This window comes from Mesorhizobium sangaii (assembly GCF_014207355.1).
Taxonomy (GTDB): domain Bacteria; phylum Pseudomonadota; class Alphaproteobacteria; order Rhizobiales; family Rhizobiaceae; genus Mesorhizobium; species Mesorhizobium sangaii.
Genome location: NZ_JACHEF010000001.1, coordinates 947647 through 973095, shown reverse-complemented (window position 1 = coordinate 973095; position 25449 = coordinate 947647). Strand labels below are relative to the sequence as shown.

Genomic DNA, 25449 nt, shown 5'->3' with positions numbered 1-25449 from the left:
GCAAAATCCACGTGACAAAGTTTGACGTTTACGTAAAAAGAAGATGGGAGGCCACTGCCCAAAGGCGGATGGTTTTGCGGCGGTGCGGGTCCTAGTATCGGCGGCCGATGGTTCAGGGGGAGGAGCGGCATGTATCGGGCACCGGTCGAGGACATCGCTTTCACGCTCAAGCACGTGGCCGGCATGAAGTCGGCCCTTGATGCCGGCACGTTCGGCGATCTCGGCGAGGATCTGGTCGATGCCGTTCTAGGTGAGGCCGGCCGCTTCGCTACTGATGAAATCGCGTCACTCTACAAGATCGGCGATGAGCAAGGTGCGGTGCTGAAGGACGCAACCGTCACCACGCCGCCCGGTTGGAAGGAGCTCTATCGCCGCTGGATCGACGGCGGCTGGAACGCGCTGTCCGGGCCCGAGGAGTATGGCGGCCAAGCGCTGCCGACCATGCTTGGCGTCGCCGCGCTCGAAATGTGGAACTCCGCCGCCATGGCCTTCGGCATCGGCCCGACGTTGACCATGGGCGCGGTCGAGGCGCTCGACAAGCACGCCTCGCAGGAGCTCAAGTCGAAATATCTCGAAAAGCTCGTCTCCGGCGAATGGATGGGCACCATGAACCTGACCGAGCCGCAAGCCGGCTCGGACCTCAATGCTCTGCGCGCTCGCGCCGAGCCGGTGGGTGATGGCACCTACCGCATCTTCGGCCAGAAGATCTTCATCACCTATGGCGAGCACGACTTTACCGACAACATCATCCATCTGGTTTTGGCGCGGCTACCCGATGCACCGGCCGGCACGCGCGGCATATCACTGTTCCTGGTGCCGAAATTCCTGGTCGGCGACGACGGCTCGCTCGGCGCGCGCAACGACGTCTTCTGCTCCGGCCTGGAACACAAGCTCGGCATTCATGCCTCGCCGACCTGCACCATGATCTATGGCGATGGCTTCGGGGGCGCTGCGCCCGGCGCCATCGGCTGGCTGATCGGCGAGGAGAACAAGGGCCTCGCCTGCATGTTCACCATGATGAACAATGCCCGCCTTTGCGTCGGCATGCAGGGCGTCGCGGTCGCGGAAGCCGCCACCCAGAAAGCGATCGCTTATGCCAATGAGCGCCGGCAAGGCAAGGCGGCAAGCTACACTGATACCGGCATGGCGCCGATCGTCCATCATCCCGATGTGCAGCGCACTCTCCTGACCATGAAGGCGCTGACGCAGACAGCCCGCGCCATCAGCTACTGCTGCGCTCATGCCATCGACCTGGCGCGCGTATCAGCCGGCGATGAGGCGGCGCATTGGCGCGATCGTGCCAATCTGCTGACGCCGCTGGCCAAGGCTTTCTCGACCGATATCGGCGTGGAGGTCGCCTCGCTCGGCCTCCAGGTGCATGGCGGCATGGGCTTCATCGAGGAGACAGGCGCGGCAGCACTCTACCGCGATGCGCGCATCGCACCGATCTATGAGGGCACCAACGGGATCCAGGCGATCGATCTGGTCATGCGCAAGCTGCCGCTCGGGGGCGGCGAACACGTGCATGGCTTTATCGGCGAACTGGCGACGGTCGCAAATGCCGTGCGGACATCGAATCTCGAGGGTTTCGGCCGCACCGCCGACGCTCTCGACAAGGCGTTCGGCGAGCTCAGCGAAGCGACCCGCTTCCTGCAAAAACTATCCGCCGATGGTCGGTCTGACGAGGCGCTGGCGGGTGCTACGCCCTATCTGAAGCTGATCTCGCTGGCCGCCGGCGGGGCCTACCTGGCGCAGGGTGCGCTTGCCGATCAGGGCCGTATCGCGCTTTGCCGCTTCTTCGCCGAAAACCTGCTTGGCGAGGTCAGTGCCTTGAAGGACCGCGTTGTCGATGGCGCCGAAAGCCTCGCCATTGCTGGCAAGGCGCTCATCTCCGCCTGACGTTCACAAGGAAAAACCCGTGACAGACCATATCCTCGTCGAGCGCCAGGGCGCCATCCAGATCATCCGCATGAACCGCCCGGACAAGAAGAACGCCTTGACGCGCGCCATGTATGCGAAAATGTCGGCTGCTCTGGCCGAAGGTGACGCCGACCCGGCGATCCGCGTCCATGTCTTCCTGGGCGTGCCCGGCGCCTTCTCCTCCGGCAACGATCTTGCCGATTTCATGGTCGTCGCCACCGGCGGCGACGGTGGCACCGAGGTCTGGGACTTCCTGATGGCGCTGGCCAGGGTCGGGAAACCCATTGTCTCCGGCGTAGACGGCATCGCGGTAGGCATCGGCACGACGCTCAACCTGCATTGCGACCTGACCTTCGCCACGCCGCGCACCGTGTTCAGGACGCCTTTTGTGGATCTAGGCTTGGTGCCCGAGGCCGGCTCCAGCCTGTTGGCGCCGCGGATCCTGGGGCAGCAGGGTGCTTTCGCGCTGCTCGGCCTCGGCGAGGGCTTTTCGGCCGAACGGGCGAAGGCCGCCGGCCTGATCTACGATGTGGTCGAGGAAGACGCGCTGGAGGCCTCGGTCCTGGCGGCGGCCGGCCAGATCGCCGCCAAGCCACCGCAAGCCTTGCAGATCGCGCGCGACCTGATGCGCGGCTCGCGCGACGACCTCGTCGCCCGCATCGGCGAGGAAAGCGAACATTTTCGCGAGCGGCTGAAATCAGACGAGGCGCGCGCCGCGCTCACGGCGTTCATGACCAGGAAGAAGGCCTGAACCTCCCTCTTAGGGATAAAGCCGCGCCTTGCTCCAGCCGCCATTGGCGTCTCGGGAAAAGACGACCCGGTCATGCAGCCGGAACGGCCGGTCATGCCAGAACTCGATGGTCGTGGGCACGATGCGGAAGCCCGACCAATGCTTTGGCCTTGGGATTTCGCCGATCGGATAGCGCGCTGTGTATTCGGCCACCGCCTTTTCCAGCGCAAAGCGGCTTTCCAGCGGCCGCGACTGTTTCGAGGCCCAGGCGCCGATGCGGCTGCCACGCGGACGCGTCGCGTAGTAGGCGTCGGCTTCGGCGTCGCTGACGATCTCCACCGGGCCGCGAATGCGCACCTGGCGGCGAAGCGACTTCCAGTGGAAGCACATCGCCGCCTTCATGCTGCCAAGAATCTCCTGGCCCTTGGCGCTCTCGAAATTCGTGTAGAACACAAACCCGCCCTCATCGAACCCCTTGAGCAGAACCATTCGCACATCCGGCATGCCGTCGGCATCGACGGTCGCCAGCGCCACGCCGTTTGGGTCGTTCATTTCGCTCTTGGTGGCGTCCTCCAGCCATGCGGCAAAGAGGCGAAACGGCTCCGCCGCCTCGGTAAAGTCACGGCTTGTTAACTCTGTGTCACTCATAGTTTTTCTCAAATCGTTACGAGGCGGGGGAGGTTGCAGATTGTCGCGTATTGCGCAAGCTTTTGACAGCAGGCAAGGCAGCCTAATTGCTTCAGCCAGCGCCAAAGCCGCGATCGTGATGATCGCCCTGCCGCTCGCCGCCTGTGGCGCCGGTGGCTTTAGCCTGGAAAAAGCGGAAGTCGACCGGTCGATCCTGACCAGCAGCACGTCCGCCCCGTCCGCGCCGGTCAGTTCGGATCGCGACTCCGACCAGACGACGATCGGCAACGCGGTGTCCTCGGCCGACATCGAGCAACTCGGCGGGCAGGCCGTGCCGTGGGCAAATGCCGGCACCGGGTCACGCGGCTCCATCACCGAACTGGCGGAATTGAAGGACAAGGGCCAAACATGCCGCCGCTTCAGGGCCTCGCGCGAAAGCTTTGATGGCGTTGCCATGTTCGAAGGCGAACTCTGCCTGGCCAGCGCCGGCGGCTGGCACATGCAGGACTTCAAGGCGCTCTGATCTTCCGTTTTTGATATGGTGCTCGGCACTGGAATTTCTTCCTATGCGAGCGCATATAGGGGGCAACCAGAGACTCACTCCTTTTCCAGGGCAGTAAGCATGCGCGACCCCTATGAGGTGCTGGGCGTTGCCAAGAACGCATCGGCCAAGGATATAAAATCGGCGTACCGGAAACTCGCCAAGAAGCATCATCCGGACCAGAATCCGAATGATCCCAAGGCGAAGGACCGTTTTGCCCAGGCCAACCAGGCCTACGAGATCGTCGGCGACGAAAAGAATCGGGCCGCGTTCGATCGCGGCGAGATCGATGCCGACGGCAAGCCGCGTTTCCAGGGTTTTGAAGGCGCCGGCGGTGGCGGTGATCCCTTCGGCGGGTTTCGCCGGCAGCAGGGGCCCGGCGGCTCGCGCTTCGAATTCCGCTCCGGCCGCCCGGGCGGTGATCCGTTCGACGGCAACAGCGATATCTTCAGCCAGATTTTCGGCGACGCCTTTTCGGGCGCGCGCGGCCCCGGTGCGGGCGACCGCCGCCAGCCGCCGACCGCCGCCGACCTGAACGTGACGCTCGACATCACCATCGAGGAAGCGGCGACCGCCGAAAAGGTGACGGCGATGTTCCCCGACGGCCGCAAAGTGGCGGTCAAGCTGCCAACTTATGTCGAGGACGGCCAGACCATTCGGCTAAAGGGACAGGGCGAGCAAGGGCCGGGCCAGCCGGGCGATGCGCTGGTCAAGATCCATTTGCGCCGGCATCCGCGCTATCGCATCGAGGGCCGCGACCTGCATGCCGATCTGCCGGTGACGCTGGCGGATGCCGTGCTAGGCGCCAAGGTGCCTGTCGAGACGCCGACCGGCAAGCTCGCGGTCAACGTTCCTGCCTGGTCGAGTTCGGACAAGGTCCTGCGGCTGAAGGGCAGGGGCCTGCCGGAGAAAGCCGGCGGCCATGGCGATCTCTACGCCCATGTGCGGATCATGCTGCCGGAAGGCGGCGATAGCGCGCTCGAAACGCTGCTGCGCAGCCAAAAAGGCTGATCGGCGCCTTTTGTCCCCCGAACTGTCCGGTTTGAACGCTTGAAGGGGCAGTGTGCCTGTGCGATAGGGCACTCCACAAAGCTGAAAAATCTTGCGGAGAGCGCTGACATGGCGGGTGGACAGGGCCTTATGGCCGGCAAGCGCGGCCTTATTCTTGGCGTCGCCAACAACAGATCGATCGCCTATGGCATCGCCAAGGCCTGTGTCGACCATGGCGCCGAGATCGCGCTCACCTATCAGGGCGAGGCGTTCAAGAAGCGTGTCGAGCCGCTGGCGGCCGAACTTGGCGCCTTTGTCGCCGGCCATTGCGACGTCACCGATCCGGCGAGCCTGGACGAGGTTTTCGCCAATGTCGCCAAGCATTGGGGCAAGCTCGATTTTCTCGTCCACGCTATCGCCTTTTCCGACAAGGACGAGTTGACCGGCCGTTACGTCGAGACGACGCGCGACAACTTCCTGCGCACCATGGACATTTCGGTCTATTCCTTCACCACCATCGCCAAGCGCGCCGAGGCGCTGATGAGCAATGGTGGCTCGCTGCTGACGCTGACCTATTATGGCGCCGAAAAGGTCATGCCGCACTACAACGTCATGGGTGTCGCCAAGGCGGCGCTCGAGGCTAGCGTGCGTTATCTGGCCGTCGATCTCGGCGCCAAGAAGATCCGCGTCAACGCCATCTCGGCCGGCCCGATCAAGACGCTTGCCGCATCCGGCATCGGCGACTTCCGCTACATCCTGAAGTGGAACGAATACAATTCGCCGCTGAAGCAGACGGTGACGCAGGAGGAAGTCGGTGATTCCGGCGTCTATTTCCTGTCCGATCTGTCGCGCGGCGTCACCGGCGAAGTGCATCACGTCGATTCAGGCTACCACGTCGTCGGCATGAAGGCGGTCGACGCCCCGGATATTTCGACGGTCAAGGACTAACATCCCCAACCGTCGTCCGTCCCGACCCCGTACCGGAAGACCTGATGTACCCGCTGGTTTATATCGTGCGCCACGGCCAGACCGCGTGGAACGCCGAATCCCGGCTTCAGGGGCAGGCCGACACCGACCTCAATCCGCTTGGCCGCGAGCAGGCGACCGGAAACGGTTATCGGCTGGCCGAGGTGGTGCAAAATCCCGCGGATTTCGAATTCGTCGCCAGCCCAATGAAGCGGACCCGCGAAACGATGCAGCGCATCCGTGCCGCGATGAAGCTCGATCCGGATGCCTATCGAACCGATCCTCGCCTGGTCGAAGTCAATTTCGGCGATTGGCAGGGTTTTACCTATGCCGAGCTCAAGACGCGGTACCCAGGCGCGCGCCGCACACGCGCGCTGGACAAATGGAACTTTCAGCCGCCCGGCGAGGGCGCGGAGAGTTACCAGATGCTGCTCGAACGGGTGAAACCCTGGTTCGACGCGATCCAACGCCAGACGATCTGCGTGACGCATGGCGGAGTCATGCGGGCTCTGTTTCGCTTCGTGCTTGGGGTGGCGGAGGACGAGGCAGCGAACCTGGAGATACCGCAGGACCGCGTGCTCAGACTGCAGGGTGACCGCCTGGAGTGGCTGTCGCGGTCCTAGCCAGGACGCTTGTTCATCCCAAGGGTTTAGAAGGCTCTCAACTCTTGCCCCGGTTGTTCCGATGAACCTGTCATTCGATGTAGGTCACCACACCCGTTTCAAGATCATAGATTGCCGCGACGATCTTCAGCTTCCCGGCCCCGGTGAGATCGGCCAGGAGCTTGCTTGAAGCAGCCAGGCGCCCCACAGTCCTGCGCGCGCTCTCCTTGGCGGTGTTGTCGACGAAATCGCCTGCCTCGCTCCGCGTCGCGATCGCCGCAGGCAGGATCGGTTCGATCATCGGGCCGATCGCGCCCGGATAGGTCGCGTTCTTGGTGACCACGTCGCAAGCCGCCTTGACGGCACCGCAGCTTGTGTGCGCGAGGACGACGATCAATGGCGAGCCGAGCACCGCCGCGCCATATTCGACCGTGCCGAGCGTCGCTGTGTCGACGAGGTTGCCGGCATTCCGGGCGACGAATAGCTCTCCAACGCCTTGGCCGCCGAAGATCAACTCGGGCGGAACGCGACTGTCGGCGCAACTGATGATGGTAGCCCAAGGCGCCTGATGTCCGGCGACAGCCTTCCGCTGCGCGGCAAGGTCGATCGAGCACAGTTCGGGGTGGCTGACATAGAGCTCGTTGCCGGATTTCAGCGCGGCGAGCGCTGCGTCAGGGGACAATGCCGGCGCAGCACTCTCTGCCGCAAGCGCGGACCACGAAGCTCCACTAAGGCCGATCGCAACGAGCCCCACCGCGCCGACCTTGAGGAAATCCCTCCGGTCGACCCCTTCGCCTTCGCAGTCGCTGCACATTGTTTGGCCCCGCCTCGGATCTACCAGTTGATGGCTGGATCTGCGCGCCGAGATTGCTACCAACGGACCGCGTTGGCAAGCGCGTGCGGGGCCGGAAAGCTCTTATTCGGTGTCGGGCAATTGCATGTCGGTGACGATGTTTTCGCCATTGGTCTCATCGTAGGCGATGACGACATCCATGCCCGGCTTCAGCGAGTCGAGGTCTGTCTCGGCATTCAGCTTGTAGGACTTGCCGTCATCCAGCGTCAGCGTCGCCGTGTCCTTGTCGATCTTCTTGATCAGGCCTTCGGTCTGGCCGGCGAAAGCGGCGGTGGAAAGCAGCAGCGTGGCGGCTACGGCGCCAATCAGGGTACGCATAATCGTTCCTCGTTATCATTGCACCGGCATGGGCGGCGGCAGGCGAATGGAAGAGAGCAGAAACCAACCGAATGTGTCAAAACTAAATCCGCCAGATCACAGTTTGACCACTGTGAAAAACGCCAATAGAAGGCAGGCCACAGCGCCGAGCATCCTCCTGGATGCGCGAAGGACGCTGTGGCACTTTTTGATTTGCGCATGATCCCTTGCGAGAACGGCTTCGTTTTTCGGGTCATGTGCTAAGCTGGCTTCGATGCCGGGCAGGGTCACTTCATGTCTCACAACACGTTCGGCCACCTTTTCCGCGTCACCACCTGGGGCGAAAGCCACGGCGCCGCACTCGGCTGTGTGGTCGACGGCTGTCCGCCCGGCATCCGCTTCACTCTGCGAGACATCCAGGCCGAACTCGACAAGCGCCGGCCGGGCCAGTCACGCTTCGTCACCCAGCGCCGCGAACCCGACGAAGTGAAAGTGCTGTCGGGCTTCATCCTCGACGAGGACGGCGAGACGATGATCACCACCGGCACGCCGGTCTCGATGCTGATCGAGAACGTCGACCAGCGCTCGAAGGACTATGGCGAGATCGCCCGCCAATACCGGCCGGGCCATGCCGACTACACCTATGACGTCAAATATGGCTTGCGCGATTATCGCGGCGGCGGCCGCTCCTCGGCTCGCGAGACGGCGGCACGCGTCGCGGCCGGGGCACTCGCTCGCAAGGTGGTGCCAGGCCTGGTGGTGCGCGGCGCGCTGGTGTCGATGGGCGAAAAGTCGATCAACCGCGCCAACTGGAACTGGAATTTCATCGGTGACGCGGAAAATCCGTTCTTCACTCCCGATCCGGCTTCCGTTCCCGTCTTCACGCAGTATCTCGACGGCATCCGCAAGGCGGGATCCTCGGTCGGCGCGGTGATCGAGATTGTCGCTGATGGCGTTCCGGCTGGCCTCGGCGCGCCGATCTATGCCAAGCTCGACCAGGACATTGCCTCCGGCCTGATGTCGATCAACGCCGTCAAGGGCGTCGAGATCGGCAACGGTTTCGAGGCCGCCCGCATCACCGGCGAGCAGAATGCCGACGAGATGCGCATGGGCAATGACGGCAAGCCGGTGTTCCTGTCAAACAACGCCGGCGGCATCCTCGGCGGCATCTCGACCGGCCAGTCGATCATCGCCCGTTTCGCCGTCAAGCCGACCTCGTCGATCCTGACGCCGCGAAAGTCGATCGACAAGGACGGCAACGACGTCGAGATCATGACCAAGGGCCGTCACGATCCCTGCGTCGGCATCCGCGCCGTGCCGATCGGCGAGGCGATGATTGCCTGCGTCATTGCCGACCACTATCTGCGTCATCGGGGACAGACAGGTAAGGGAGTAGGGCAGTAGGGGAATATGTTACGCTACCCACCCGAGACAGCCATTTTTTCCTTTTCCCTACTCCCGTACTGCCCTACTCCCTTATTCCCCTGCGAGTGAAACGAGCGCCTATGCCTTACGACCAGAAGAAAATCGTCGAAGCCCTACGCGCTTTCGAGCGCGGGGAGATCGTCGTCGTCATGGACGATGATGGACGCGAAAACGAGGGCGACCTGATCGTCGCCGCCGTCCATTGCACGCCGGAGAAGATGGCGTTCATCATCCGTCACACCTCCGGCATCGTCTGCACGCCGATGCCGCGCGAGGAGGCCAAGCGGCTCAACCTGGCGCCGATGGTGGCCGACAATGATTCCGCCCACACCACCGCCTTCACCGTCAGCGTCGATTTCAAGCACGGCACGACAACAGGCATTTCGGCCGAGGACCGCACGCTGACCGTGCGCAATCTCGCCAACGGCAATGTCGGGGGCTCGGATTTCGTCCGCCCCGGCCACATTTTCCCGCTGATCGCGCGCGAAGGCGGCGTGCTGATGCGTTCGGGTCATACCGAAGCTGCGGTCGATCTGTGCAAGCTCGCCGGTCTGGCGCCGGTCGGCGTCATTTCGGAACTGGTCAATGACGACGGCACCGTCAAGCGTGGCCCGCAGGTTTCGGCCTTTGCCGAAGAGCATGGCCTCAAACAGGTTTCAGTCGCCGACCTCATTGCCTACCGGCAACGCAAGGAAACGCTGGTCGAACGCGTGGCTTGCTCCGAAATCGACACGCTCGGCGGCAAGGCGCAGGTCTTCACCTACACGCTGCCCTGGGACCCCATGCATCACGTCGCCATTGTCTTCGGCGACATCCGCGACGGCGAGGAGGTGCCGGTGCGCCTGCATTCCGAGGATGTGGTGACCGATGTGTTCGGCACCAGCCATCGGCTCGACGGCATCATGAAGGCGATGGGCGAACGCAAGCGTGGCGTCATCGTCTACCTGCGCGAGGGCTCGGTCGGCGTTGCCCATCAGGAGCGCAAGCGGCCGGCGAGCGGCGACCGCGAAGATCATGAAGAGGCGCGCCGCCGTGAGAACGAATGGCGCGAAATCGGCCTTGGCGCGCAGATTCTCAAGGATCTCGGCATTTCCTCGATCAATCTGATCGCTTCGCGCGAACGCCACTATGTCGGTCTCGAGGGCTTCGGCATCCATATCGCCAAGACCGAGATTCTCTGAGGGGCAGCCACCGGGGATAGAGCCCGGTCCATTCGAAACCGGGCGCTGCGGGGATCATTCGGCGGGAACGACGCCTGCTTCGCATCCTTCCAGGTCGCATTCAGGCGTGGCCAGGCTGCGTTGGCCAAGCAACACGGTGACCAGTGCGATCGTGCCGGCCGCAACCGACACCCAGAACCCGTTCTGGGCGCCGAATGCATCCACCACTGAGCCGGCGGCGAAGGAACCCAGCGCCATGCCGATGCCGATTCCGGTAGTCACCCAGGTGATGCCCTCGGTCAGCATCGCCTCTGGCACATGCCGTTCGATCAGGCCGAACGCCGTGATGAAGGTCGGCGAGATCGCCACGCCGCTGACGAAGACGGTCAACGCCAGCAGCGGCACCGTGTCGGCGGTGAGCGGCAGCAAGGTGCTGAGCGCGATGATGGCGATCGCGATGGCAAGCTGGCGTTGCAACGGTGCTTTCAGGTTGAGCGCGCCGACGACGATGCCGAGCACGAACGATCCCAGCGCGTAGACACCGATGACGAGGCTTGCGGCGCCTGGCCGGCCAAGCTCCTTGGTGATCGCCACGGTGCTCACTTCCGTCGTCGCGAAGGTCGCGCCGATGAAGATCAGGGCGAAGGTGATGATCTGTACCGGCCGCAGGCGGATTGCCGAGCCGCGTGACCCGTGTTCCGCCGGCCGCACTTGCGGCTCGGTCGAACGCTGCAGGATGAACGCCGTCGAACCGAAGGCGAGAAACAGCGTGCTCGCCAGCATTCCCGCTTCCGGGAACAGGGCGGCACTCAGGCCGACCGACAGCGATGCGCCGGCGATGTAGACCAGCTCGTCCGCCGCCGACTCGAAGGCGAACGCGGTGTTCATCTCGTTCCGCCCGCGGAAAATCTCGGTCCAGCGTGCGCGCACCATTGCCGGGATGCTGGGCATTGCCGCGGCCAGCAGTGCGGACACGAACAGCGTCCATACCGGCCAATCCTGATTGGCCGCCGCGATCAGGACCGCGAAAGCCAGTACGGAGATGATCGTGGTCGGAACCACGATCCGCGTCTGGCCAAGGCGATCGACCAGCCTTGATATTTGCGGCGCCACGAAAGCGTTGGCCAGCGCAAATGTCGCTGAGACGGCGCCGGCCAGCCAGTACTCGCCACGCGTCTGCGACAGCATCGCCACGATGCCGATCGGCGCCATCGCGATCGGCAGGCGCGCCATGAAGCCCGCGGCCGCAAAGCCCTTGGCGCCGGGGGCGCGAAAGATCTCCGAATAGGGATTTTGCATGGTCCGGTTCCTCGACAAAGGAAGATTCGACAATTACATGCGATGCGTATGATTGTTAGGTAGGTCATACGCCGCGTATGTCAATTGGCATACGAAGCGTATGTTAGTAGGTCCAGAAGCCATGCACAAACCTCGCAAGGAGATGATCGCCGAGACGCGCGCCAAGCTGATCGCGGCGGCCCGCCACGCCTTCGGCACGATCGGCTATGCCCAGGCCTCGATGGATGATTTCACAGCATCGGCCGGGCTGACGCGCGGCGCACTCTATCATCACTTCGGCGACAAGAAGGGCCTGCTGCAAGCGGTCATCGCCGAAATGGACAGTGAGATGGCGGCGCGCGTGAACGAAGTGGCGTCGAGAGCACCGACCCGCTGGCAGCATTTCGTCGACGAATGCACGACCTATATCGAAATGGCGTTGGAGCCGGAAATCCAGCGCATCATGTTCCGGGATGGCCCAGCCGTGCTGGGGGATCCGGCACAATGGCCGAATGCCAATGCATGTGTCGGTTCAATGACCGATCATCTGACCAGGCTGCAGGAGGAGGGCGTGGTCGTTCCCAGCGTCGACCCCGAGACTGCCGCACGGCTGATCAACGGCGCCAGCAGCCAGGCGGCGCAGCGGATCGCCAATTCGAGCGACCCCGAAGCGACGTCGAAGACCGTGGTGACGGCGTTCAAGCAACTGCTCGAAGGCCTGCTCAATAAGCCGGGACCGCGGCCGGACTGAAATCCCATTGGCGGCCTGGGGCCGCTGCCCACGATTGACAAGAGCCGGTTTGAGCGCATCCTCTGCCCCCATCTCTGAGCGGAGATTCGGGGCATGTGGGATTTCGATATCGGCAGGTCGGTGTCCATCATGATGCGGACCTGGCCGTTCATTGTCTTTCGCATGATCGTCTATTTCGGCATCACGCTGGCCTACATCGTGGCGACCGGCACGGGCGCCTCCGTTGGCTACGGCGTTGGCCATATCTCCGCCGACCCGGACGGGCCGCTGTCCTTTGCCTTGTGGGGCGGGGTGGTCGGCTTCGGCGTCGTCTCGATCGCCGTCTACTGGATCCGCGAATACATCCTTTATGTCGTCAAGGCCGGCCATATCGCCGTCATGGTCCATCTGATCGACGGCCGCGACATTCCCGACGGCCAGGACCAGATTGCCTACGCCAAGGAGATAGTGACCCAGCGTTTTGCCGAGGCCAACATCCTTTTCGTCGTCGACCAGCTGGTCAAGGGCGCCATCCGCGCCATTACCGGGTTGCTCGGCGGCATCGCCGCCTTCCTGCCTATCCCGGGCCTGAGCGGCCTAGTCAGCTTCATCAACACGGTGATCCGCCTGTCGCTGACCTATGTCGACGAGATCATCCTCGGCCACAACATCCGCATCAATTCAGCCTCGCCGTTCGAGACGGCCCGTCAAGGCGTCGTGCTCTATGCTCAGAACGGCAAGATCATGGTCAAGAACGCTGTCTGGCTGGCGGTCATCATGTGGGGCGTCTCGTTCGTTATCTTCCTGCTGATGCTGGCCCCGGCCGGCGCCATTCTTTTCCTCATGCCCGGGCAGCTTGCCGGCTGGGCCTTCGTGCTCGCCATCGTCTTCGCCTGGGCCTTCAAGGCGGCGTTCATCGAACCTTTCGCCATCGCCTGCCTGATGCAGGTCTATTTCAGGACCATCGAGGGCCAGGTGCCCGATCCCGCCTGGGACGCCCGGCTGGCCGAGGCGTCTTCGAAGTTCGGGGAACTAAAGGACAAGGCGCTGGCCTCTTTCGGCGGTTCGCGCTGGGGCACGGCCGGCGCGACACGCTGATCGGCAGTGGTTGCCGGTGCGGCATCGACCCCGTTGAGGCGCGTCACGGTCGATTTGAGCAGCGCTTCACCTTGTCCGCAAAAGGTCTCGCTCATGATCAACTCCGGCAGCGGCAAGCGGCGGCCCCAGCCATGCGCTTCGAGGTCCGGCTTTGGCGCGAACTCGGAAACGTGGCCGACGCAGAGATACGCGACCGGCGTCACATGCTCGGGAATTGACAGCAGGCTTTTCAATGCTTGCGCCTCGATGATGCTGACCCAGCCGACACCGACGCCTTCGGCGCGCGCCGCCAGCCAGAAATTCTGCACCGCGCAAACCGTGCTGTAGAGGTCCATCTCCGGATTGTGCCAGCGCCCCAGCGGCGAACCCTTCGAGCGCTGCCGGTCGCAGGTGATGCAGATGTTGAGCGCGCTTTCGCAAATGCCTTCCAGCTTGAGCTTGCGGTAGAGCGCCTGTCGCTCTTCCGCGATGGCCGGCAGTTCCTGCTCTCGCGCCGCCAGGAACAGGTCACGCACTTTTTCCCGTCGCTCGGCATCGCGAATGACGATGAAATTCCAAGGCTGCATGAAGCCGACCGACGGCGCATGGTGAGCGGCAAGCAGCAGTCGCGCCAGCACCTCATCGTCGAGCGCGGTTGGCAGGAAATGGCTGCGCACGTCGCGCCGCGTGAACATGGCGCGATAGACCGCGTCGCGTGCACTCTGGTCAAATCCGTCGCCAACAGAGGCGGTCATGTGTTGCGGCATCGCGTGTCCCCTTGCGATTGCATTGGATGCCGTCCGCCTGACCATGCGGATGACGATGCCTGCCAGGCCGGTCTTCTGGCTCGGGATCAACCCGCGTCCGGTGCCTTCCCGTCATCGACAGTGGCATTTACCGGCGCGGTCCCCCTTACAGCGTTGGGCACGCCACGGAGTTCAACCGTGTTCCCGATTCTCCCGCTTGCGGCGGGCACCAGGCAGTGGCAGCGACCTTACGCCGAAGTGCTGACGACGCCAATGCCTGCAGCGACACCAATGGACGCATGTGTGATTTTCCCCAGCCATCAGGCCACGACGCATGGCCATCGCGACGTCGGGGCACTAGATAGGGAGGATGGCCACTCGTCTCTACACCCATCCGATCTTCCTTGAGCACATCACGCCGCCCGGTCACCCCGAGCGGCCGGACCGCTTGCGCGCCATCGAGCGGGTGCTCGACGATGAGGCGTTTGTCGGGCTCGATCGCATCCAGGCGCCGGAAGGCGACGAGGCCACCATTCTCTACGCGCACCCCGCCGATTTCGTCGCCCGCGTCCGCGCCGCCATTCCCGACGAGGGCATCGCCCGCATCGACGCCGACACCACCGCCAGCCCGAAGAGCTGGCAAGCGGCGATCACCGCGATCGGCGCCGCCAACGCCGCCGTCGACGACGTCTTTGCCGGCCGCGCCGACAATGTCTTCGTCGCCGCCCGACCGCCCGGCCACCATGCCGAAAAAACCACGGCCATGGGCTTCTGCCTCTTCAATACGGCGGCGATCGCAGCGCGCTACGCGCAGAAGAAACATGGCGTCGAGCGCGTTGCCGTCGTCGACTGGGACGTCCATCACGGCAACGGCACACAGGATATTTTCTGGGACGATCCGTCGGTGCTCTATTGCTCGACGCACCAGATGCCGCTTTATCCCGGCACCGGGGCGAAGAGCGAGACCGGCGCCGGCAACATCGTCAACGCGCCGCTGGCGCCGCAGACCGGCAGCGAGGTTTTCCGCGATGCCTTGCTGTCGCGTGTCCTGCCGGCGCTCGACAATTTCGCGCCCGACCTGATCATCATTTCGGCCGGTTTCGACGCGCACCATCGCGATCCGCTGGCCGAGATCAACCTGACCGAGGATGATTTCGACTGGGCGACCGGCCAGTTGATGCAGCGCGCCACGCGCCACAGCGGCAACCGTCTCGTCAGCCTGCTCGAGGGTGGCTACGATCTGCAGGGACTGGCATTTTCGGTCGCCGCCCATGTCGGGCGACTGATGAAAGGGTGAATGATGGCTGGAGAGACCAACGAAGACGTCAAGGCGATGAGCTTCGAGCAGGCACTCGACGCATTGGAAAAGATTGTCGATGATCTGGAGCGTGGCGATGTGCCGCTCGACCAGTCGATCAGGATCTATGAGCGCGGTGAGGCGCTGAAGGCGCATTGCGACCGGCTGCTGAAGGCCGCCGAGGACAAGGTCGAGAAGATCAGGCTGTCGCGCGACGGCAAGCCGGTTGGAACGGAGCCGCTCGACGCCGACTGAGTCATGCTCCCGAACGATGGTCTTGCCTCATCGGCTTTTGGACATGATCATGGTCCCGATTGAGACGGCTTCAGGACAAGAGGAGGTTCGCAAACGATGTGCAGAAACATCAAGACCCTGTTCAATTTTGATCCGCCGGCAACCAATGACGAGGTGCGCGACGCCGCACTTCAGTTTGTCCGCAAATTGAGCGGAACGACGCGACCTTCGAAGCAGAACCAGCACGCCTTCGATCATGCGGTCGAAGCCATCGCGGCATCGGCGCGTGAGCTTCTCGATTCCCTCGAAACCCATCAGCATCCTCGCAATCGCGAAGAGGTGGCCGCCAAGGCGCGGGCAAAATCGGCGATCCGTTTTGCCTGATCCGACAACCAGCGACGGCCGCTGACAAGGAGAGTCCATGAGCTTCTTCCCTGGGAAAGACCCTGAAGTCGGCGACGCCTTTGCCAGCGACCAGATCGAGCTGATGGTCATCCCGAACGCCAAGGACATTGGCGGTTTCCAGGTACGCCGCGCTCTGCCGACCGCCAAAAGACGGCTCGTCGGGCCTTTCATCTTCTTCGACCGCATGGGCCCGGCGATCCTGCGCGCGGGCCAGGCGCTCGATGTCCGTCCGCATCCGCATATCGGGCTGTCGACGGTGACCTATCTGTTCGACGGCAAGATCCGGCATCGCGATTCACTCGGCACCGAAATGGTCATCCAGCCCGGCGACGTGAACCTGATGACCGCCGGCCGTGGCATCGTCCATTCCGAGCGCACGCCGGAGGAATTGCGTGGCGCGCCGATGTCGGTCTCCGGCCTGCAGACATGGCTGGCACTGCCGGACGGCAAGGAGGAAGTGGCTCCGGTGTTCGAGAACACCGCTGCTTTGCGGCTCCCCGAGATCGATGCCGAAGGCGTCAGCGGGCGGGTTGTCATCGGCGACTTCCAGGGACTGCGGTCCCCGGTGAGGGCTAATTCCGAGACGCTTTATGCCGACCTCAGGCTGGCGCCGGGCGCCCGCGTGAAAATCCCGGCCGATGCCGAGGAGCGCGCCATCTACACGCTCGAAGGCGAGGTCTCGATTTCAGGCGACGTTTTTCCAGCGGAGCGGCTGCTGGTGTTTCGGCCGGGCGACGAGATCGTCGTATCGTCGGAAGGCGGCGCCCATTTCATGCTGTTCGGCGGTGCCTCGCTCGGCTCGCAGCGTTACATCTGGTGGAATTTCGTCTCGTCCTCCAAGGAGCGCATCGAGCAGGCCAAGGAAGAATGGAAGACCGGCCGCTTCGATATCGTTCCCGGCGATGAGGAAGAATTCATCCCGCTGCCGGAAAGCTAATGCATGTCGCCCAAAAGTGGCCGGGTTTTGGGACCTAAAGCCTGATCCGCGTCACTGACACGCATTTACTTTCGCCGGCGGCCGGCCTATCCCGCCCATGAACAGAAAGCCTGAGCAGGCCTACCCGTGAACTCAACGCCGCATACGCCGCTTCTCGACAAGGTCCGCATCCCGGCCGACCTGCGCACGCTTGCCGAGAGCGAATTGCCGCAACTGGCATCCGAGCTTCGTGCCGAACTGATCGACGCGGTGTCCCACACTGGCGGCCATCTTGGCGCCGGCCTTGGCGTGGTCGAGCTGACGGTGGCGCTGCACTATGTCTTCAACACCCCGGATGACCGGCTGATCTGGGATGTCGGCCATCAGGCCTATCCGCACAAGATCCTCACCGGCCGGCGCGACCGTATCCGCACCTTGCGGCAGGAGGGTGGCCTGTCCGGCTTCACCCGCCGCGCCGAGAGCGAGTACGACCCCTTCGGCGCCGCACACTCCTCGACATCGATATCGGCCGGCCTTGGCATGGCCGCCGCCCGCGATCTCTCCGGCGGCCGCAACAACGTCATCGCCGTCATCGGTGACGGTGCCATGTCGGCCGGCATGGCCTACGAGGCGATGAACAATGCCGGCGCGCTCGATGCCCGGCTCATCGTCATTCTCAACGACAACGACATGTCGATTGCGCCGCCGACCGGCGCGATGAGCGCCTATCTGGCGCGTCTGGCCTCGGGCAAGACCTATGTCGGCCTGCGCGACTTCGGCAAGAAACTGACCTCTTATCTCGGCAAGCGCGCCGACCGTGCGATCACCCGGGCGGTCGAGCATGCACGCGGCTACGTCACCGGCGGCACGCTGTTCGAGGAACTGGGCTTCTATCACATCGGCCCGATCGACGGTCACAATCTCGAGCACCTGATCCCGGTCCTGAAGAATGTCCGCGACAATGGCGAAGGCCCGGTGCTGATCCATGTCGTCACCCAGAAGGGCAAGGGCTACGCGCCGGCAGAAGCCGCCGCCGACAAGTATCACGGCGTCAACAAGTTCGATGTCATCACCGGTGCGCAGGCCAAGGCGCCGGCCAACGCGCCGGCCTACACCAAGGTGTTCGCCGAAAGCCTGGTTAGGGAAGGCCGCGAGGACGACCGCATCGTCGCCGTCACCGCCGCCATGCCGAGCGGCACCGGCCTCGACCTGTTCGGTGAAGCATTTCCGTCGCGGACGTTCGATGTCGGCATCGCCGAACAGCACGCGGTGACTTTCGCCGCTGGCCTCGCCACCGAAGGTTACAAGCCGTTCGCGGCCATCTATTCGACCTTCCTGCAGCGCGCCTACGACCAGGTCGTCCATGACGTCGCCATCCAGAAGCTGCCGGTGCGCTTTCCCATCGACCGCGCCGGCTTCGTCGGCGCCGACGGCGCCACCCATTGCGGCGCGTTCGACACGACTTTTCTGGCGACCTTGCCGGGTTTCGTGGTGATGGCAGCAGCAGACGAAGCCGAACTGCGCCACATGGTGCGCACCGCGGCAAGTTACGATGACGGCCCGATCGCCTTCCGCTATCCGCGTGGCAACGGCGTTGGCGTCGACATGCCGGAGCGCGGCGCGATCCTCGAAATCGGCAAGGGCCGTATCGTCAGGGAAGGCACCAAGGTCGCCCTGCTGTCGTTCGGCACGCGGCTGCAGGATTGCCTGATCGCCGCCGAAGAGCTTGGCGCGGCCGGGCTTTCCACCACGGTCGCCGATGCCCGTTTCGCCAAGCCGCTAGACGAGGATCTGATCCGCCGGCTGGCCCGCTCGCACGAGGTTCTGGTGACGGTGGAAGAGGGCGCCGTCGGCGGCTTCGCCAGCCATGTGCTGCAGTTCCTCGCCCATGAGGGCTTGCTGGAAAGTGGCCTGAAGGTACGCCCGCTGGTGCTGCCGGACGCGTTCACCGACCACGCCAAGCCGGAAAAGATGTATGCCGATGCCGGCCTGGATGCCGCCGGCATCGTGCGCACGGTGTTCGTCGCCCTCGGCCATACAGCCCGCGCCCAGCGCGCCTGAATCAAAATCTCAAGAGCTTGAATCAGTTTGCCGGCTTGATGCCTTAACGCATTGTTAACGCTGCCGTTTGGCGCTTTGCTTACCGTGTCTCTTGGCCGTTTTTCAACGGCACCCTGCTAGATCGTGACCAGGCAGGGAGACAAAAAAATGAGAACGCTTGTGTGCGGCGTGGCGCTTTCAGCGGTCATCGTCGCGCCGGTCGCCGCCGAAACGCGCTATGATCGCAGCCTTGAAAAGGCGGCCATGGGCATCATCGCCGGCAAGATGGGCGATATCCGCGGGGGCTTTTCCTACAAGCAGGTGCCGCAGCTGGTAGTCTTGCCGGACCCTGTGCCGGCGCCTCCGGCTGCGACTGAGCATCCGGGTGAGCAAGCTTCGGGAAATCGGGATGACGGTTTGTCTCCAGCCGTTGATCGCCGGGTTTCGCGAACCATCTTTTAGAGCACATCGCCCAAAAGTGCGCAGCGGTTTTGGGACAACGGCATGCACAAGACAGAGACTTAAGCGCTCGCGCTTTAGAACCACATGTCGCGCACGCAGCGGCCATCGCGCGGCAGATCGTCGTAAGTGTCGAGGCCATCGAAGTGGTCGATCGGCAAATCGGCGACGGCCTCCGGCGGTGCAAGCCTTACATTGACGGCGATTCGAGTGCGGCCAGTGGTGCTGGAGCCCAAGCCACGCCAGGCGAGCACGCAAGCGCAAGTGGGACAGAACAGGATCTCAAGCGAGGGCGTGTCCTTTCCGGGGCGCGTATAGCTCTTCATCGGCCCCGCGACGTGGATGCGTTCGTCGACATAATCGTAAGCCCAGAGCGCGCCATAGCGGCGACAAAGCGTGCAACTGCACGCCGTGACCGGCCCGGGATCGCCCTCCAGGGTCCAGTGGGCTGCACCGCAGTGGCATGTTCCTCTCAGCATTTGTCCTTCCTCGCCTTCGGACAGCAACGGCGCTCCCGCTTAGCATTGTGCCGGGCCGATCCGATGCTCGCAAGCGGCGCAGCGGCTTGAAGCGTTCGCGTGCTTTCCAACGATGTTCCTTGTCCGCCCCCCAATATCCTTGCCTTCGCGACCGGCTTTCGCCATGAAGGCCGATGAACTCACCTTTGCCAGCCAGCCCCCGCCAGCGGCTCGACGACCTGCTCGTCCAGCGGGGGCTTTTTGCCAGCCGTTCGCGCGCCCGCGACGCGGTCGAGCGTAGCACCGTGATGGTGGACGGCGTCTTAGCCCGCAAGCCCGGCCAGAACGTTTCGCCGCAATGCCTGATCGCCATCGATGATCCGGCCCAGGGCTATGTGTCGCGCGCGGCGCTGAAGCTGATCGGTGGGCTCGATCATTTCGGCCTCGATCCCGCCGGACGTGAAGCGCTCGACATCGGCGCCTCGACCGGCGGCTTCACCCAGGTGCTGCTCGAGCGCGGCGCTGCCCATGTCACCGCCATCGATGTCGGGCATGGCCAGATGCATGCCGATATCGGCGGTGATCCGCGTGTGACCGTCGTCGAGGGCCTGAACGCGCGCGATCTCACGGTCGCCGATCTGGCCGGCCGGATCCCGGATTTCGTCGTTTCCGATGTCAGCTTCATTTCGCTGAAACTGGCGCTGCCGCCGGCGCTTGGCCTTGCGAAGGCTGGTGCCGGCGCCATGTTCCTGGTCAAGCCGCAATTCGAAGCGGGCCGCGAAGCGATCGGCAAGGGCGGCCTGCTGAAGGATCCCTACGATGCCGCCCGTGTCGCCGGCCTGCTGCAGGATTGGCTGGACGCCGTTCCCGGTTGGCGTTCGCTGGGCCTGCATTTGTCGCCGATCGAAGGCGGCGACGGCAATCGCGAATTCCTGCTCGGTGGGATCAAGGATCGATGAGCGCTCGTTTCAGCATCAGGAAACTTGGCGCCCAGGGCGACGGCATCGCCGAGACCGAGAGCGGCGATCTGTTCATTCCCTTCACATTGCCCGGCGAGGTCGTCACCGCCGCGCGCGAAAAAGACCGTGCGATGCTGATGGCGGTGCTGGAGGCTTCGCCGCTGCGCATCGATCCCGCCTGCCGCCATTTCACCGAATGCGGCGGTTGCGCGCTCCAGCATTTCGAAGCCGAAGCCTATCGTCCGTGGAAACGCGAAAAGGTGGTGCACGCCCTGAAGGGCAAGGGCATCGATTGCGACATCGGCGAACTGGTCGCCTGCGCGCCGCACACACGCCGCCGTGTGGTGCTCGCCGCGCGGCGCACCGATACAGGCATGCTGCTCGGCTTCAATCGCCATCTGTCGCCGGAAATCGTCTCGATATCGGAATGCCCGATCTCGCTGCCCGAGATCGTCAGCGCGTTCGATCGGCTGAAGGCGCTCGCCGAACTGGTGTGCGCCACCACCAAATCGTTCCGGCTGGCGGTCACCGTGACCGGGTCGGGCCTTGACGTCGCAGTCTACGAGTCGGGCAAACTGGGCGAGAACCAGCGTCGGGTCGCCTCCAACTTCGTCTTGGCTCAGGGCTTTGCCAGGCTGTCCATCGACGACGAGATCATCATCGAGCCAAGGAAGCCTGTGGTCATGTTCGGCAATGTCGCGGTCGCCGTGCCGCCGGGCGCCTTCCTGCAGGCGACCGATGCAGCCGAACAGGCCATGGCCGATATCGTCGGGGGACATCTGAAGAGCGCCAAGAAGATTGCCGATCTGTTCGCCGGCTGCGGCAGCTTTGCCTTGCGGCTGGCAGCGAAGTCGGAAGTCCATGCGGTCGAAGGCGATGCGGCAGCCCTTTCGGCGCTCGACCGGGGCTCACGCTTCGCGACCGGCCTGAAGCGGGTGACGGGCGAACGCCGCGACCTGTTCCGCCGGCCGCTGACCTTCAAGGAACTGAATGGCTTCGACGGCCTGGTGTTCGACCCACCACGCGCCGGCGCCGAAGACCAGTCGAAGCAGATCGCGCGCGCGGAGGTTCCGTTCGTTGCCGCCGTATCCTGCAATCCGGTGACGCTGGCTCGCGACCTGCGCATCCTGCTCGACGGCGGCTACACATTGAAAAGCGTGACGCCGATCGACCAGTTCCTATGGTCGCCGCATGTCGAGGCCGTGGCGCTTCTTGAGAAGCCGAAACGAAGGCGGTAGCGCTTCGCATTTTCCTAGGGTCAGGCGCGAACCAAAAATGATCACATTTTCTTGAGGTTTCCGCGTCGGGCGGGTTTGCCGAAATCGCGCCGCGAAGCCGCCTCTTTGCGCCCGTCTAAATCACTGGAGGAAGGAACCATCCTGCTCCATCACCGTTTGCTTTACTTGGTGGCCAGAGATGCGGACGCTCCAGAAATTCCTCGGCTTCTTCCTCCTCCTTATTTTCGTGGCGGCCTCGGCCACGGGTGCCCTCGCGCAGGGCGAAAAACGCCTCGCTTTCGTCATCGGCAATGCGGCCTATCCGTCTGGTGCGCTGGCGACGCCCGCCAATGATGCCGGGCTGATCGCGCAGACCTTGCAGGCAGCAGGGTTCGATGTTGTTGGTGCCCGCGACGTCGACCAGGAATCGCTGCGCGGCGCACTGCGCGATTTCCTTGGCAAGGTTTCTGCTGCCGGTCCCGACGCGGTCGTCTTCATCTATCTCGCCGGCAATGGCGTGCAGTTCGAAGGCGAGAATTACTTCTTGCCTGTCGATGCCCAGATCGCCAATCCAACCGACGTCCCGCTTCAGGGGATGCGGCTCTCCGATGTCACCAAGTCGCTGGCTGGACTGCCGACGAAGGTCAATATCGTCGTGCTCGATGCGGCGCGGCCAAATACATTCCCGCAGACGAACCAGCCGCTGGCCGGAGGTCTCGCACTGGTCGATCCCGATCCGAACATGCTTGTTGCGTTCAATGCCGCCCCGGGTACGGTCGCGCCTGAAGGCAAGGGTCCATACGGCGCCTATGCGCAGGCGCTGGCCGAGATGATGCGCGAAGGCGGCCTGCCGCTTGACGATGTTTTCGATCGCACGCGCCTGCGCGTCAACGAACTGACCCAGGGTGCGGAAGTTCCGTGGAGCGCCTCTAAGATCACGGCGCCCTTCGTCTTCTTCGACCGGGCTCCGGACGCGCCCGCGCCCAGGGTCTCGGAGGCTGAGTCCCAAGCCAACCGGACCAGAGAGATCCGCGACTTCGACGCCCGCGACGCTTATGTCGCTGCCCTCGACCGCGACACGCTCAGCGGTTACGAGGATTTCGTCGGCGCCTACCCGCACGATCCAATGGCCAAGCGCGTGCGTGCCATCATCGCTGCGCGGCGCGAAGCAATCACTTGGCGCGAAACCTGGCTCCGGGACACCCCGGAAGCCTACTGGTCCTACCTCGATCGCTATCCGCACGGCCCGCATGCCTGGGATGCCCGCCGCCGGCTGGAGCATTTCGATGCAGCGCTGGAGCCGCCGGAGGATTTTACCGTCTATGATTACGACGTGCCGCCGCCGCCACCGGAAGAGATCATCTATGTCGACCGGCCCGTGCTCTATTTCGACGATCCGGATTTCGACTTCGAGCCACCACCGCCTGTCGCGGTGATCTTCCTGCCGCCGCCTCCGCCGGATTTCGTCGTGCTGGCGCCGCCGCGGCCGGCAGTCGATGTTTATGTTCTGCCGGTGCCGGTCTTCGTGCCGGTACCGGTGTGGGTCAACCCGCCGCGCAACATTGCGCCGCCGCCCGATAACATGATCTTCAACAACATCCACAACACGACCGTCATCAACAACACGACGATCAATAACGAGAACAATCAGGCAGGGCAGGGCGGCGGGGGCCTCACCACCGGCCAGAAGCTGACCGGCGCCGCGGTTGGACTGGGCGCCGCAGCGCTCGCGACCAAGGTGGCGCTGCCGCCGCTGCTGCATAAGAAGGCCGTGCTCTCTAACCAGAACCCTGCCGCTCCGGGCAAACTCGGCCAGGGTGCGACGCAAGGCCGGCAGCCCCCCGGCGCAAAGCCGGTGTCGAAGACGCTCTCAACTGATCACACCCTGCCGGGAGCGAACGGCAAGACGCTGCCACTCGTCAATGGCAAACCGCCGGTGCTCAACGGCCAGAATCTGCCCAACAACAAGAATTTGCCCAACAACAAGTCCAAGAAGCTGCTTGGCAAGCAAGGCACCTTGGGCGGCAATCAGCAGGCTACGGGAAATGCCGGCGCTGCCGTTACCGGACAGGGCAATGGCCAGCAGAACGGAGGCGGCAAAGGGCAGGGCAAGAACGGCAAGGTCAGCAAGCTGCCGACCGTCAACGGTGCACCGGCCGGGCAGCGCCCGAACGTGCAGGAAAAGATCAAGAAGAACAATGCAGCTGTTTTCTCCGACCAGGGTGGCGGCAAGCCGAAGAAGCTGACGCGCAAGGATCTGTCCGCCGGCCAGGCCGTTGTCGGACCGAGCGATCAGGCTCCGGGAAACGGGAACAAGAAGTTCCGCAAGCTGCAGAACGGCGGAGGAGGCTCCGCCGGCCCGCAAGTCAACGTCCAGCGGAATATCAAGGTCAACAAGCCAAACGAGAATCCGCAGCGCCAACTCAAGCTGCAGGAGAAGCCGAACGTGAAGGTGTTCTCCAAGCCTCAGAAGCCGGAGTTCCATGCTCAGCCCAAGCCCCAGGTCCAGGAGCGGCGTCCGCCGCAACAGCCCAATCCGCAGCCGCCCCGAGGCAACAAGAAGCCTGCCTGCGGACACCCGGGCGAGCCTCCATGCAAGCAGTAGGCAGGAGTGAGGCAGGGATTGCCCGCCTGTCGCCGGGCACCGAACCTTCAAAAAGCTGACGCGCTCTGGTCTGGCAGGCCGCTCAGTCTACGAGCTTGGAAACATTCGTGAGGGTTTTCGACGTGCCGCCCCGTTGGTTGATCGACACCCATGTGTTTGGGTTCCGCTGGGACTGGCGTTTGAGGAAGTAATAGCCCGTCGCATTCCAAGGCCTGATCTCATCGACCAGATTGTCCAGGACAAGATCGCCCTTGTCGGTTTTCACCGTCAGGATGGTGTGGCCTTCATTGTCCAGGTCGCGCACCACGGTCATCAGCAGCGCCTGCCGGGGGAATCCCGCCTCAAGAAGAAGCTTGCGCTTGTAGAGGGCGTAGATCTTGCAGTCGCCCTTGCCGTCCACGGGGTAGTCCCAGTGGTCCACCATCGTGCCCCAGTGGTCGAAATTGCTGACGGGTTTGATCGAGCTGTTCGCCTTCTGATTTATCCGCTTGAGGATGCGCAGGTTCTGCGCGGTCAGCTTGACATTCGCGGCCGGCAGAACGGGTACCTTGCACTCTTTTGGTCGGCGATGGCAGAAATCGACCCAACCGTAGGGTACGCTGGTGCTTGCACCGACGGTGGCAGAGCGCAGCCCTTCCATGGAAGATTGCGTCGATCGCGACTTGAACAATGTCGACTGTGCTTCTGCCGGGCTGGCTTGCAGCGAGGTCGCACCAAGCAATGAAACGAAGCCAAGTAGGAAAGAGGAAGTGAGAACGCCGGGGACATGCCGCATTGCCAAAACACCACCGCAACCAGGAAGCTGGTGCTGCGTTCGTGCGCAAAAGGCAGCCCAGGCAGTTAGAGACTTAATAATTTCCTAACGTGGATTGTGTTCGCTTCAAGGTGCCGACAGGATTCAGTTGGAAGCGCTGTCC

General features: G+C 63.5%; 25 protein-coding genes, 1 pseudogene and 1 riboswitch. Of the genes and pseudogenes, 19 read left to right on the top strand and 7 right to left on the bottom strand.

Going from position 1 to position 25449, the window contains the following annotated elements:
• Positions 1–129 precede the first annotated feature (129 nt).
• Entirely contained in the window at positions 130–1899 is a 1770-nt protein-coding gene (locus HNQ71_RS04875) for an acyl-CoA dehydrogenase family protein (RefSeq protein ID WP_184871425.1), read from the top strand.
• A 19-nt stretch (positions 1900–1918) separates the two neighbouring features.
• The gene (locus tag HNQ71_RS04870) at positions 1919–2671 is read left to right on the top strand and encodes a crotonase/enoyl-CoA hydratase family protein (RefSeq protein ID WP_184871424.1); all 753 of its coding nucleotides are present in this window, start codon (positions 1919–1921) and stop codon (positions 2669–2671) included.
• A 9-nt stretch (positions 2672–2680) separates the two neighbouring features.
• Here the strand turns inward: HNQ71_RS04870 and pdxH are convergent, their stop codons facing one another.
• Positions 2681–3298: a pyridoxamine 5'-phosphate oxidase gene (gene pdxH, locus HNQ71_RS04865; RefSeq protein ID WP_184871423.1), complete on the bottom strand. Its 618-nt coding sequence runs from the start codon at positions 3296–3298 to the stop codon at positions 2681–2683.
• 40 nt (positions 3299–3338) lie between these two features.
• Here pdxH and HNQ71_RS04860 point away from each other — a divergent pair, with 40 nt between their 5' ends.
• From HNQ71_RS04860 to HNQ71_RS04845, 4 genes are all read left to right on the top strand, one after another.
• A complete protein-coding gene (locus HNQ71_RS04860) occupies positions 3339–3800 on the top strand; it encodes an RT0821/Lpp0805 family surface protein (RefSeq protein WP_184871422.1) in 462 nt (153 codons plus the stop codon).
• A 99-nt stretch (positions 3801–3899) separates the two neighbouring features.
• Entirely contained in the window at positions 3900–4829 is a 930-nt protein-coding gene (locus HNQ71_RS04855; RefSeq protein WP_184871421.1) for a DnaJ C-terminal domain-containing protein, read from the top strand.
• Between the two features lie 108 nt (positions 4830–4937).
• Positions 4938–5756 carry an enoyl-ACP reductase FabI gene (fabI, locus tag HNQ71_RS04850; RefSeq protein WP_184871420.1) on the top strand — a complete coding sequence of 273 codons (819 nt, stop codon included), beginning with the start codon at positions 4938–4940 and terminating at the stop codon, positions 5754–5756.
• Positions 5757–5800: 44 nt separating this feature from the next.
• On the top strand, positions 5801–6397 hold the full coding sequence (locus HNQ71_RS04845; protein WP_184871419.1) for a histidine phosphatase family protein: 597 nt from the start codon (positions 5801–5803) through the stop codon (positions 6395–6397).
• 70 nt (positions 6398–6467) lie between these two features.
• Here HNQ71_RS04845 and HNQ71_RS04840 read toward each other — a convergent pair whose 3' ends face one another.
• Complete coding sequence (locus HNQ71_RS04840; RefSeq protein WP_184871418.1) at positions 6468–7190, bottom strand: carbonic anhydrase; 723 nt, start codon at positions 7188–7190, stop codon at positions 6468–6470.
• 102 nt (positions 7191–7292) lie between these two features.
• Complete coding sequence (locus HNQ71_RS04835; RefSeq protein ID WP_095091917.1) at positions 7293–7547, bottom strand: DUF1344 domain-containing protein; 255 nt, start codon at positions 7545–7547, stop codon at positions 7293–7295.
• Between the two features lie 273 nt (positions 7548–7820).
• Between HNQ71_RS04835 and aroC the strand changes: the two genes are divergently transcribed.
• Together aroC and ribB are read left to right on the top strand one after the other, a co-directional pair.
• Entirely contained in the window at positions 7821–8930 is a 1110-nt protein-coding gene (aroC, locus tag HNQ71_RS04830; RefSeq protein WP_184871417.1) for a chorismate synthase, read from the top strand.
• Between the two features lie 101 nt (positions 8931–9031).
• Entirely contained in the window at positions 9032–10132 is a 1101-nt protein-coding gene (ribB, locus tag HNQ71_RS04825) for a 3,4-dihydroxy-2-butanone-4-phosphate synthase (protein ID WP_184871416.1), read from the top strand.
• Between the two features lie 54 nt (positions 10133–10186).
• Here the strand turns inward: ribB and HNQ71_RS04820 are convergent, their stop codons facing one another.
• A complete protein-coding gene (locus HNQ71_RS04820) occupies positions 10187–11410 on the bottom strand; it encodes an MFS transporter (protein WP_184871415.1) in 1224 nt (407 codons plus the stop codon).
• 121 nt (positions 11411–11531) lie between these two features.
• Here HNQ71_RS04820 and HNQ71_RS04815 point away from each other — a divergent pair, with 121 nt between their 5' ends.
• On the top strand, positions 11532–12140 hold the full coding sequence (locus HNQ71_RS04815) for a TetR/AcrR family transcriptional regulator (RefSeq protein WP_184871414.1): 609 nt from the start codon (positions 11532–11534) through the stop codon (positions 12138–12140).
• A 93-nt stretch (positions 12141–12233) separates the two neighbouring features.
• Positions 12234–13217 (top strand): hypothetical protein, encoded by a 984-nt coding sequence (locus HNQ71_RS04810; RefSeq protein WP_246461189.1) that lies wholly within the window; start codon positions 12234–12236, stop codon positions 13215–13217.
• A 116-nt stretch (positions 13218–13333) separates the two neighbouring features.
• On the opposite strand, the pseudogene bluB reads toward HNQ71_RS04810, so the two are convergent.
• Positions 13334–13951, bottom strand: a pseudogene (bluB, locus tag HNQ71_RS34705) (5,6-dimethylbenzimidazole synthase); the annotation flags it as partial.
• Positions 13952–14011: 60 nt separating this feature from the next.
• Positions 14012–14191: riboswitch (cobalamin riboswitch) on the bottom strand.
• A gap of 121 nt (positions 14192–14312) precedes the next feature.
• On the opposite strand from bluB, the gene HNQ71_RS04800 reads away from it, so the two are divergent.
• From HNQ71_RS04800 to HNQ71_RS04775, 6 genes are all read left to right on the top strand, one after another.
• Entirely contained in the window at positions 14313–15239 is a 927-nt protein-coding gene (locus HNQ71_RS04800; RefSeq protein WP_184871413.1) for a histone deacetylase family protein, read from the top strand.
• Positions 15240–15242: 3 nt separating this feature from the next.
• Positions 15243–15494 carry an exodeoxyribonuclease VII small subunit gene (locus HNQ71_RS04795; RefSeq protein WP_013532792.1) on the top strand — a complete coding sequence of 84 codons (252 nt, stop codon included), beginning with the start codon at positions 15243–15245 and terminating at the stop codon, positions 15492–15494.
• Positions 15495–15590: 96 nt separating this feature from the next.
• Positions 15591–15857: a DUF2277 domain-containing protein gene (locus HNQ71_RS04790; RefSeq protein ID WP_095091923.1), complete on the top strand. Its 267-nt coding sequence runs from the start codon at positions 15591–15593 to the stop codon at positions 15855–15857.
• 37 nt (positions 15858–15894) lie between these two features.
• Entirely contained in the window at positions 15895–16815 is a 921-nt protein-coding gene (locus HNQ71_RS04785; protein WP_184871412.1) for a pirin family protein, read from the top strand.
• A 126-nt stretch (positions 16816–16941) separates the two neighbouring features.
• Positions 16942–18855, top strand: coding sequence for a 1-deoxy-D-xylulose-5-phosphate synthase (dxs, locus tag HNQ71_RS04780; RefSeq protein ID WP_184871411.1), 1914 nt, complete (start codon positions 16942–16944; stop codon positions 18853–18855).
• Positions 18856–19002: 147 nt separating this feature from the next.
• Positions 19003–19296, top strand: a complete 294-nt coding sequence (locus tag HNQ71_RS04775) for a hypothetical protein (RefSeq protein WP_184871410.1) — start codon at positions 19003–19005, stop codon at positions 19294–19296.
• A gap of 74 nt (positions 19297–19370) precedes the next feature.
• Here HNQ71_RS04775 and HNQ71_RS04770 read toward each other — a convergent pair whose 3' ends face one another.
• Entirely contained in the window at positions 19371–19772 is a 402-nt protein-coding gene (locus HNQ71_RS04770) for a GFA family protein (RefSeq protein WP_184871409.1), read from the bottom strand.
• 173 nt (positions 19773–19945) lie between these two features.
• Between HNQ71_RS04770 and HNQ71_RS04765 the strand changes: the two genes are divergently transcribed.
• From HNQ71_RS04765 to HNQ71_RS04755, 3 genes are all read left to right on the top strand, one after another.
• A complete protein-coding gene (locus HNQ71_RS04765) occupies positions 19946–20710 on the top strand; it encodes a TlyA family RNA methyltransferase (protein ID WP_184871408.1) in 765 nt (254 codons plus the stop codon).
• A complete protein-coding gene (locus tag HNQ71_RS04760; RefSeq protein ID WP_184871407.1) occupies positions 20707–21948 on the top strand; it encodes a class I SAM-dependent RNA methyltransferase in 1242 nt (413 codons plus the stop codon). Before HNQ71_RS04765 ends, HNQ71_RS04760 begins: the two co-directional genes overlap by 4 nt.
• Positions 21949–22126: 178 nt before the next feature.
• Entirely contained in the window at positions 22127–24532 is a 2406-nt protein-coding gene (locus HNQ71_RS04755; RefSeq protein WP_184871406.1) for a caspase family protein, read from the top strand.
• A gap of 82 nt (positions 24533–24614) precedes the next feature.
• Here HNQ71_RS04755 and HNQ71_RS04750 read toward each other — a convergent pair whose 3' ends face one another.
• Entirely contained in the window at positions 24615–25307 is a 693-nt protein-coding gene (locus HNQ71_RS04750; RefSeq protein ID WP_184871405.1) for a transglutaminase-like cysteine peptidase, read from the bottom strand.
• Positions 25308–25449: the final 142 nt, after the last annotated feature.

Bases quoted from the DNA above. Each gene is read 5' to 3' on its own strand.
- HNQ71_RS04875 (WP_184871425.1), top strand. From the start codon at position 130: ATGTATCGGGCACCGGTCGAGGACATCGCTTTCACGCTCAAGCACGTG.
- pdxH (WP_184871423.1), bottom strand. From the start codon at position 3,298: ATGAGTGACACAGAGTTAACAAGCCGTGACTTTACCGAGGCGGCGGAG.
- HNQ71_RS04855 (WP_184871421.1), top strand. From the start codon at position 3,900: ATGCGCGACCCCTATGAGGTGCTGGGCGTTGCCAAGAACGCATCGGCC.
- fabI (WP_184871420.1), top strand. From the start codon at position 4,938: ATGGCGGGTGGACAGGGCCTTATGGCCGGCAAGCGCGGCCTTATTCTT.
- HNQ71_RS04845 (WP_184871419.1), top strand. From the start codon at position 5,801: ATGTACCCGCTGGTTTATATCGTGCGCCACGGCCAGACCGCGTGGAAC.
- HNQ71_RS04840 (WP_184871418.1), bottom strand. From the start codon at position 7,190: ATGTGCAGCGACTGCGAAGGCGAAGGGGTCGACCGGAGGGATTTCCTC.
- HNQ71_RS04835 (WP_095091917.1), bottom strand. From the start codon at position 7,547: ATGCGTACCCTGATTGGCGCCGTAGCCGCCACGCTGCTGCTTTCCACC.
- aroC (WP_184871417.1), top strand. From the start codon at position 7,821: ATGTCTCACAACACGTTCGGCCACCTTTTCCGCGTCACCACCTGGGGC.
- ribB (WP_184871416.1), top strand. From the start codon at position 9,032: ATGCCTTACGACCAGAAGAAAATCGTCGAAGCCCTACGCGCTTTCGAG.
- HNQ71_RS04820 (WP_184871415.1), bottom strand. From the start codon at position 11,410: ATGCAAAATCCCTATTCGGAGATCTTTCGCGCCCCCGGCGCCAAGGGC.
- HNQ71_RS04815 (WP_184871414.1), top strand. From the start codon at position 11,532: ATGCACAAACCTCGCAAGGAGATGATCGCCGAGACGCGCGCCAAGCTG.
- HNQ71_RS04810 (WP_246461189.1), top strand. From the start codon at position 12,234: ATGTGGGATTTCGATATCGGCAGGTCGGTGTCCATCATGATGCGGACC.
- HNQ71_RS04800 (WP_184871413.1), top strand. From the start codon at position 14,313: ATGGCCACTCGTCTCTACACCCATCCGATCTTCCTTGAGCACATCACG.
- HNQ71_RS04795 (WP_013532792.1), top strand. From the start codon at position 15,243: ATGGCTGGAGAGACCAACGAAGACGTCAAGGCGATGAGCTTCGAGCAG.
- HNQ71_RS04790 (WP_095091923.1), top strand. From the start codon at position 15,591: ATGTGCAGAAACATCAAGACCCTGTTCAATTTTGATCCGCCGGCAACC.
- HNQ71_RS04785 (WP_184871412.1), top strand. From the start codon at position 15,895: ATGAGCTTCTTCCCTGGGAAAGACCCTGAAGTCGGCGACGCCTTTGCC.
- HNQ71_RS04775 (WP_184871410.1), top strand. From the start codon at position 19,003: ATGAGAACGCTTGTGTGCGGCGTGGCGCTTTCAGCGGTCATCGTCGCG.
- HNQ71_RS04770 (WP_184871409.1), bottom strand. From the start codon at position 19,772: ATGCTGAGAGGAACATGCCACTGCGGTGCAGCCCACTGGACCCTGGAG.
- HNQ71_RS04765 (WP_184871408.1), top strand. From the start codon at position 19,946: ATGAACTCACCTTTGCCAGCCAGCCCCCGCCAGCGGCTCGACGACCTG.
- HNQ71_RS04760 (WP_184871407.1), top strand. From the start codon at position 20,707: ATGAGCGCTCGTTTCAGCATCAGGAAACTTGGCGCCCAGGGCGACGGC.
- HNQ71_RS04755 (WP_184871406.1), top strand. From the start codon at position 22,127: ATGCGGACGCTCCAGAAATTCCTCGGCTTCTTCCTCCTCCTTATTTTC.
- HNQ71_RS04750 (WP_184871405.1), bottom strand. From the start codon at position 25,307: ATGCGGCATGTCCCCGGCGTTCTCACTTCCTCTTTCCTACTTGGCTTC.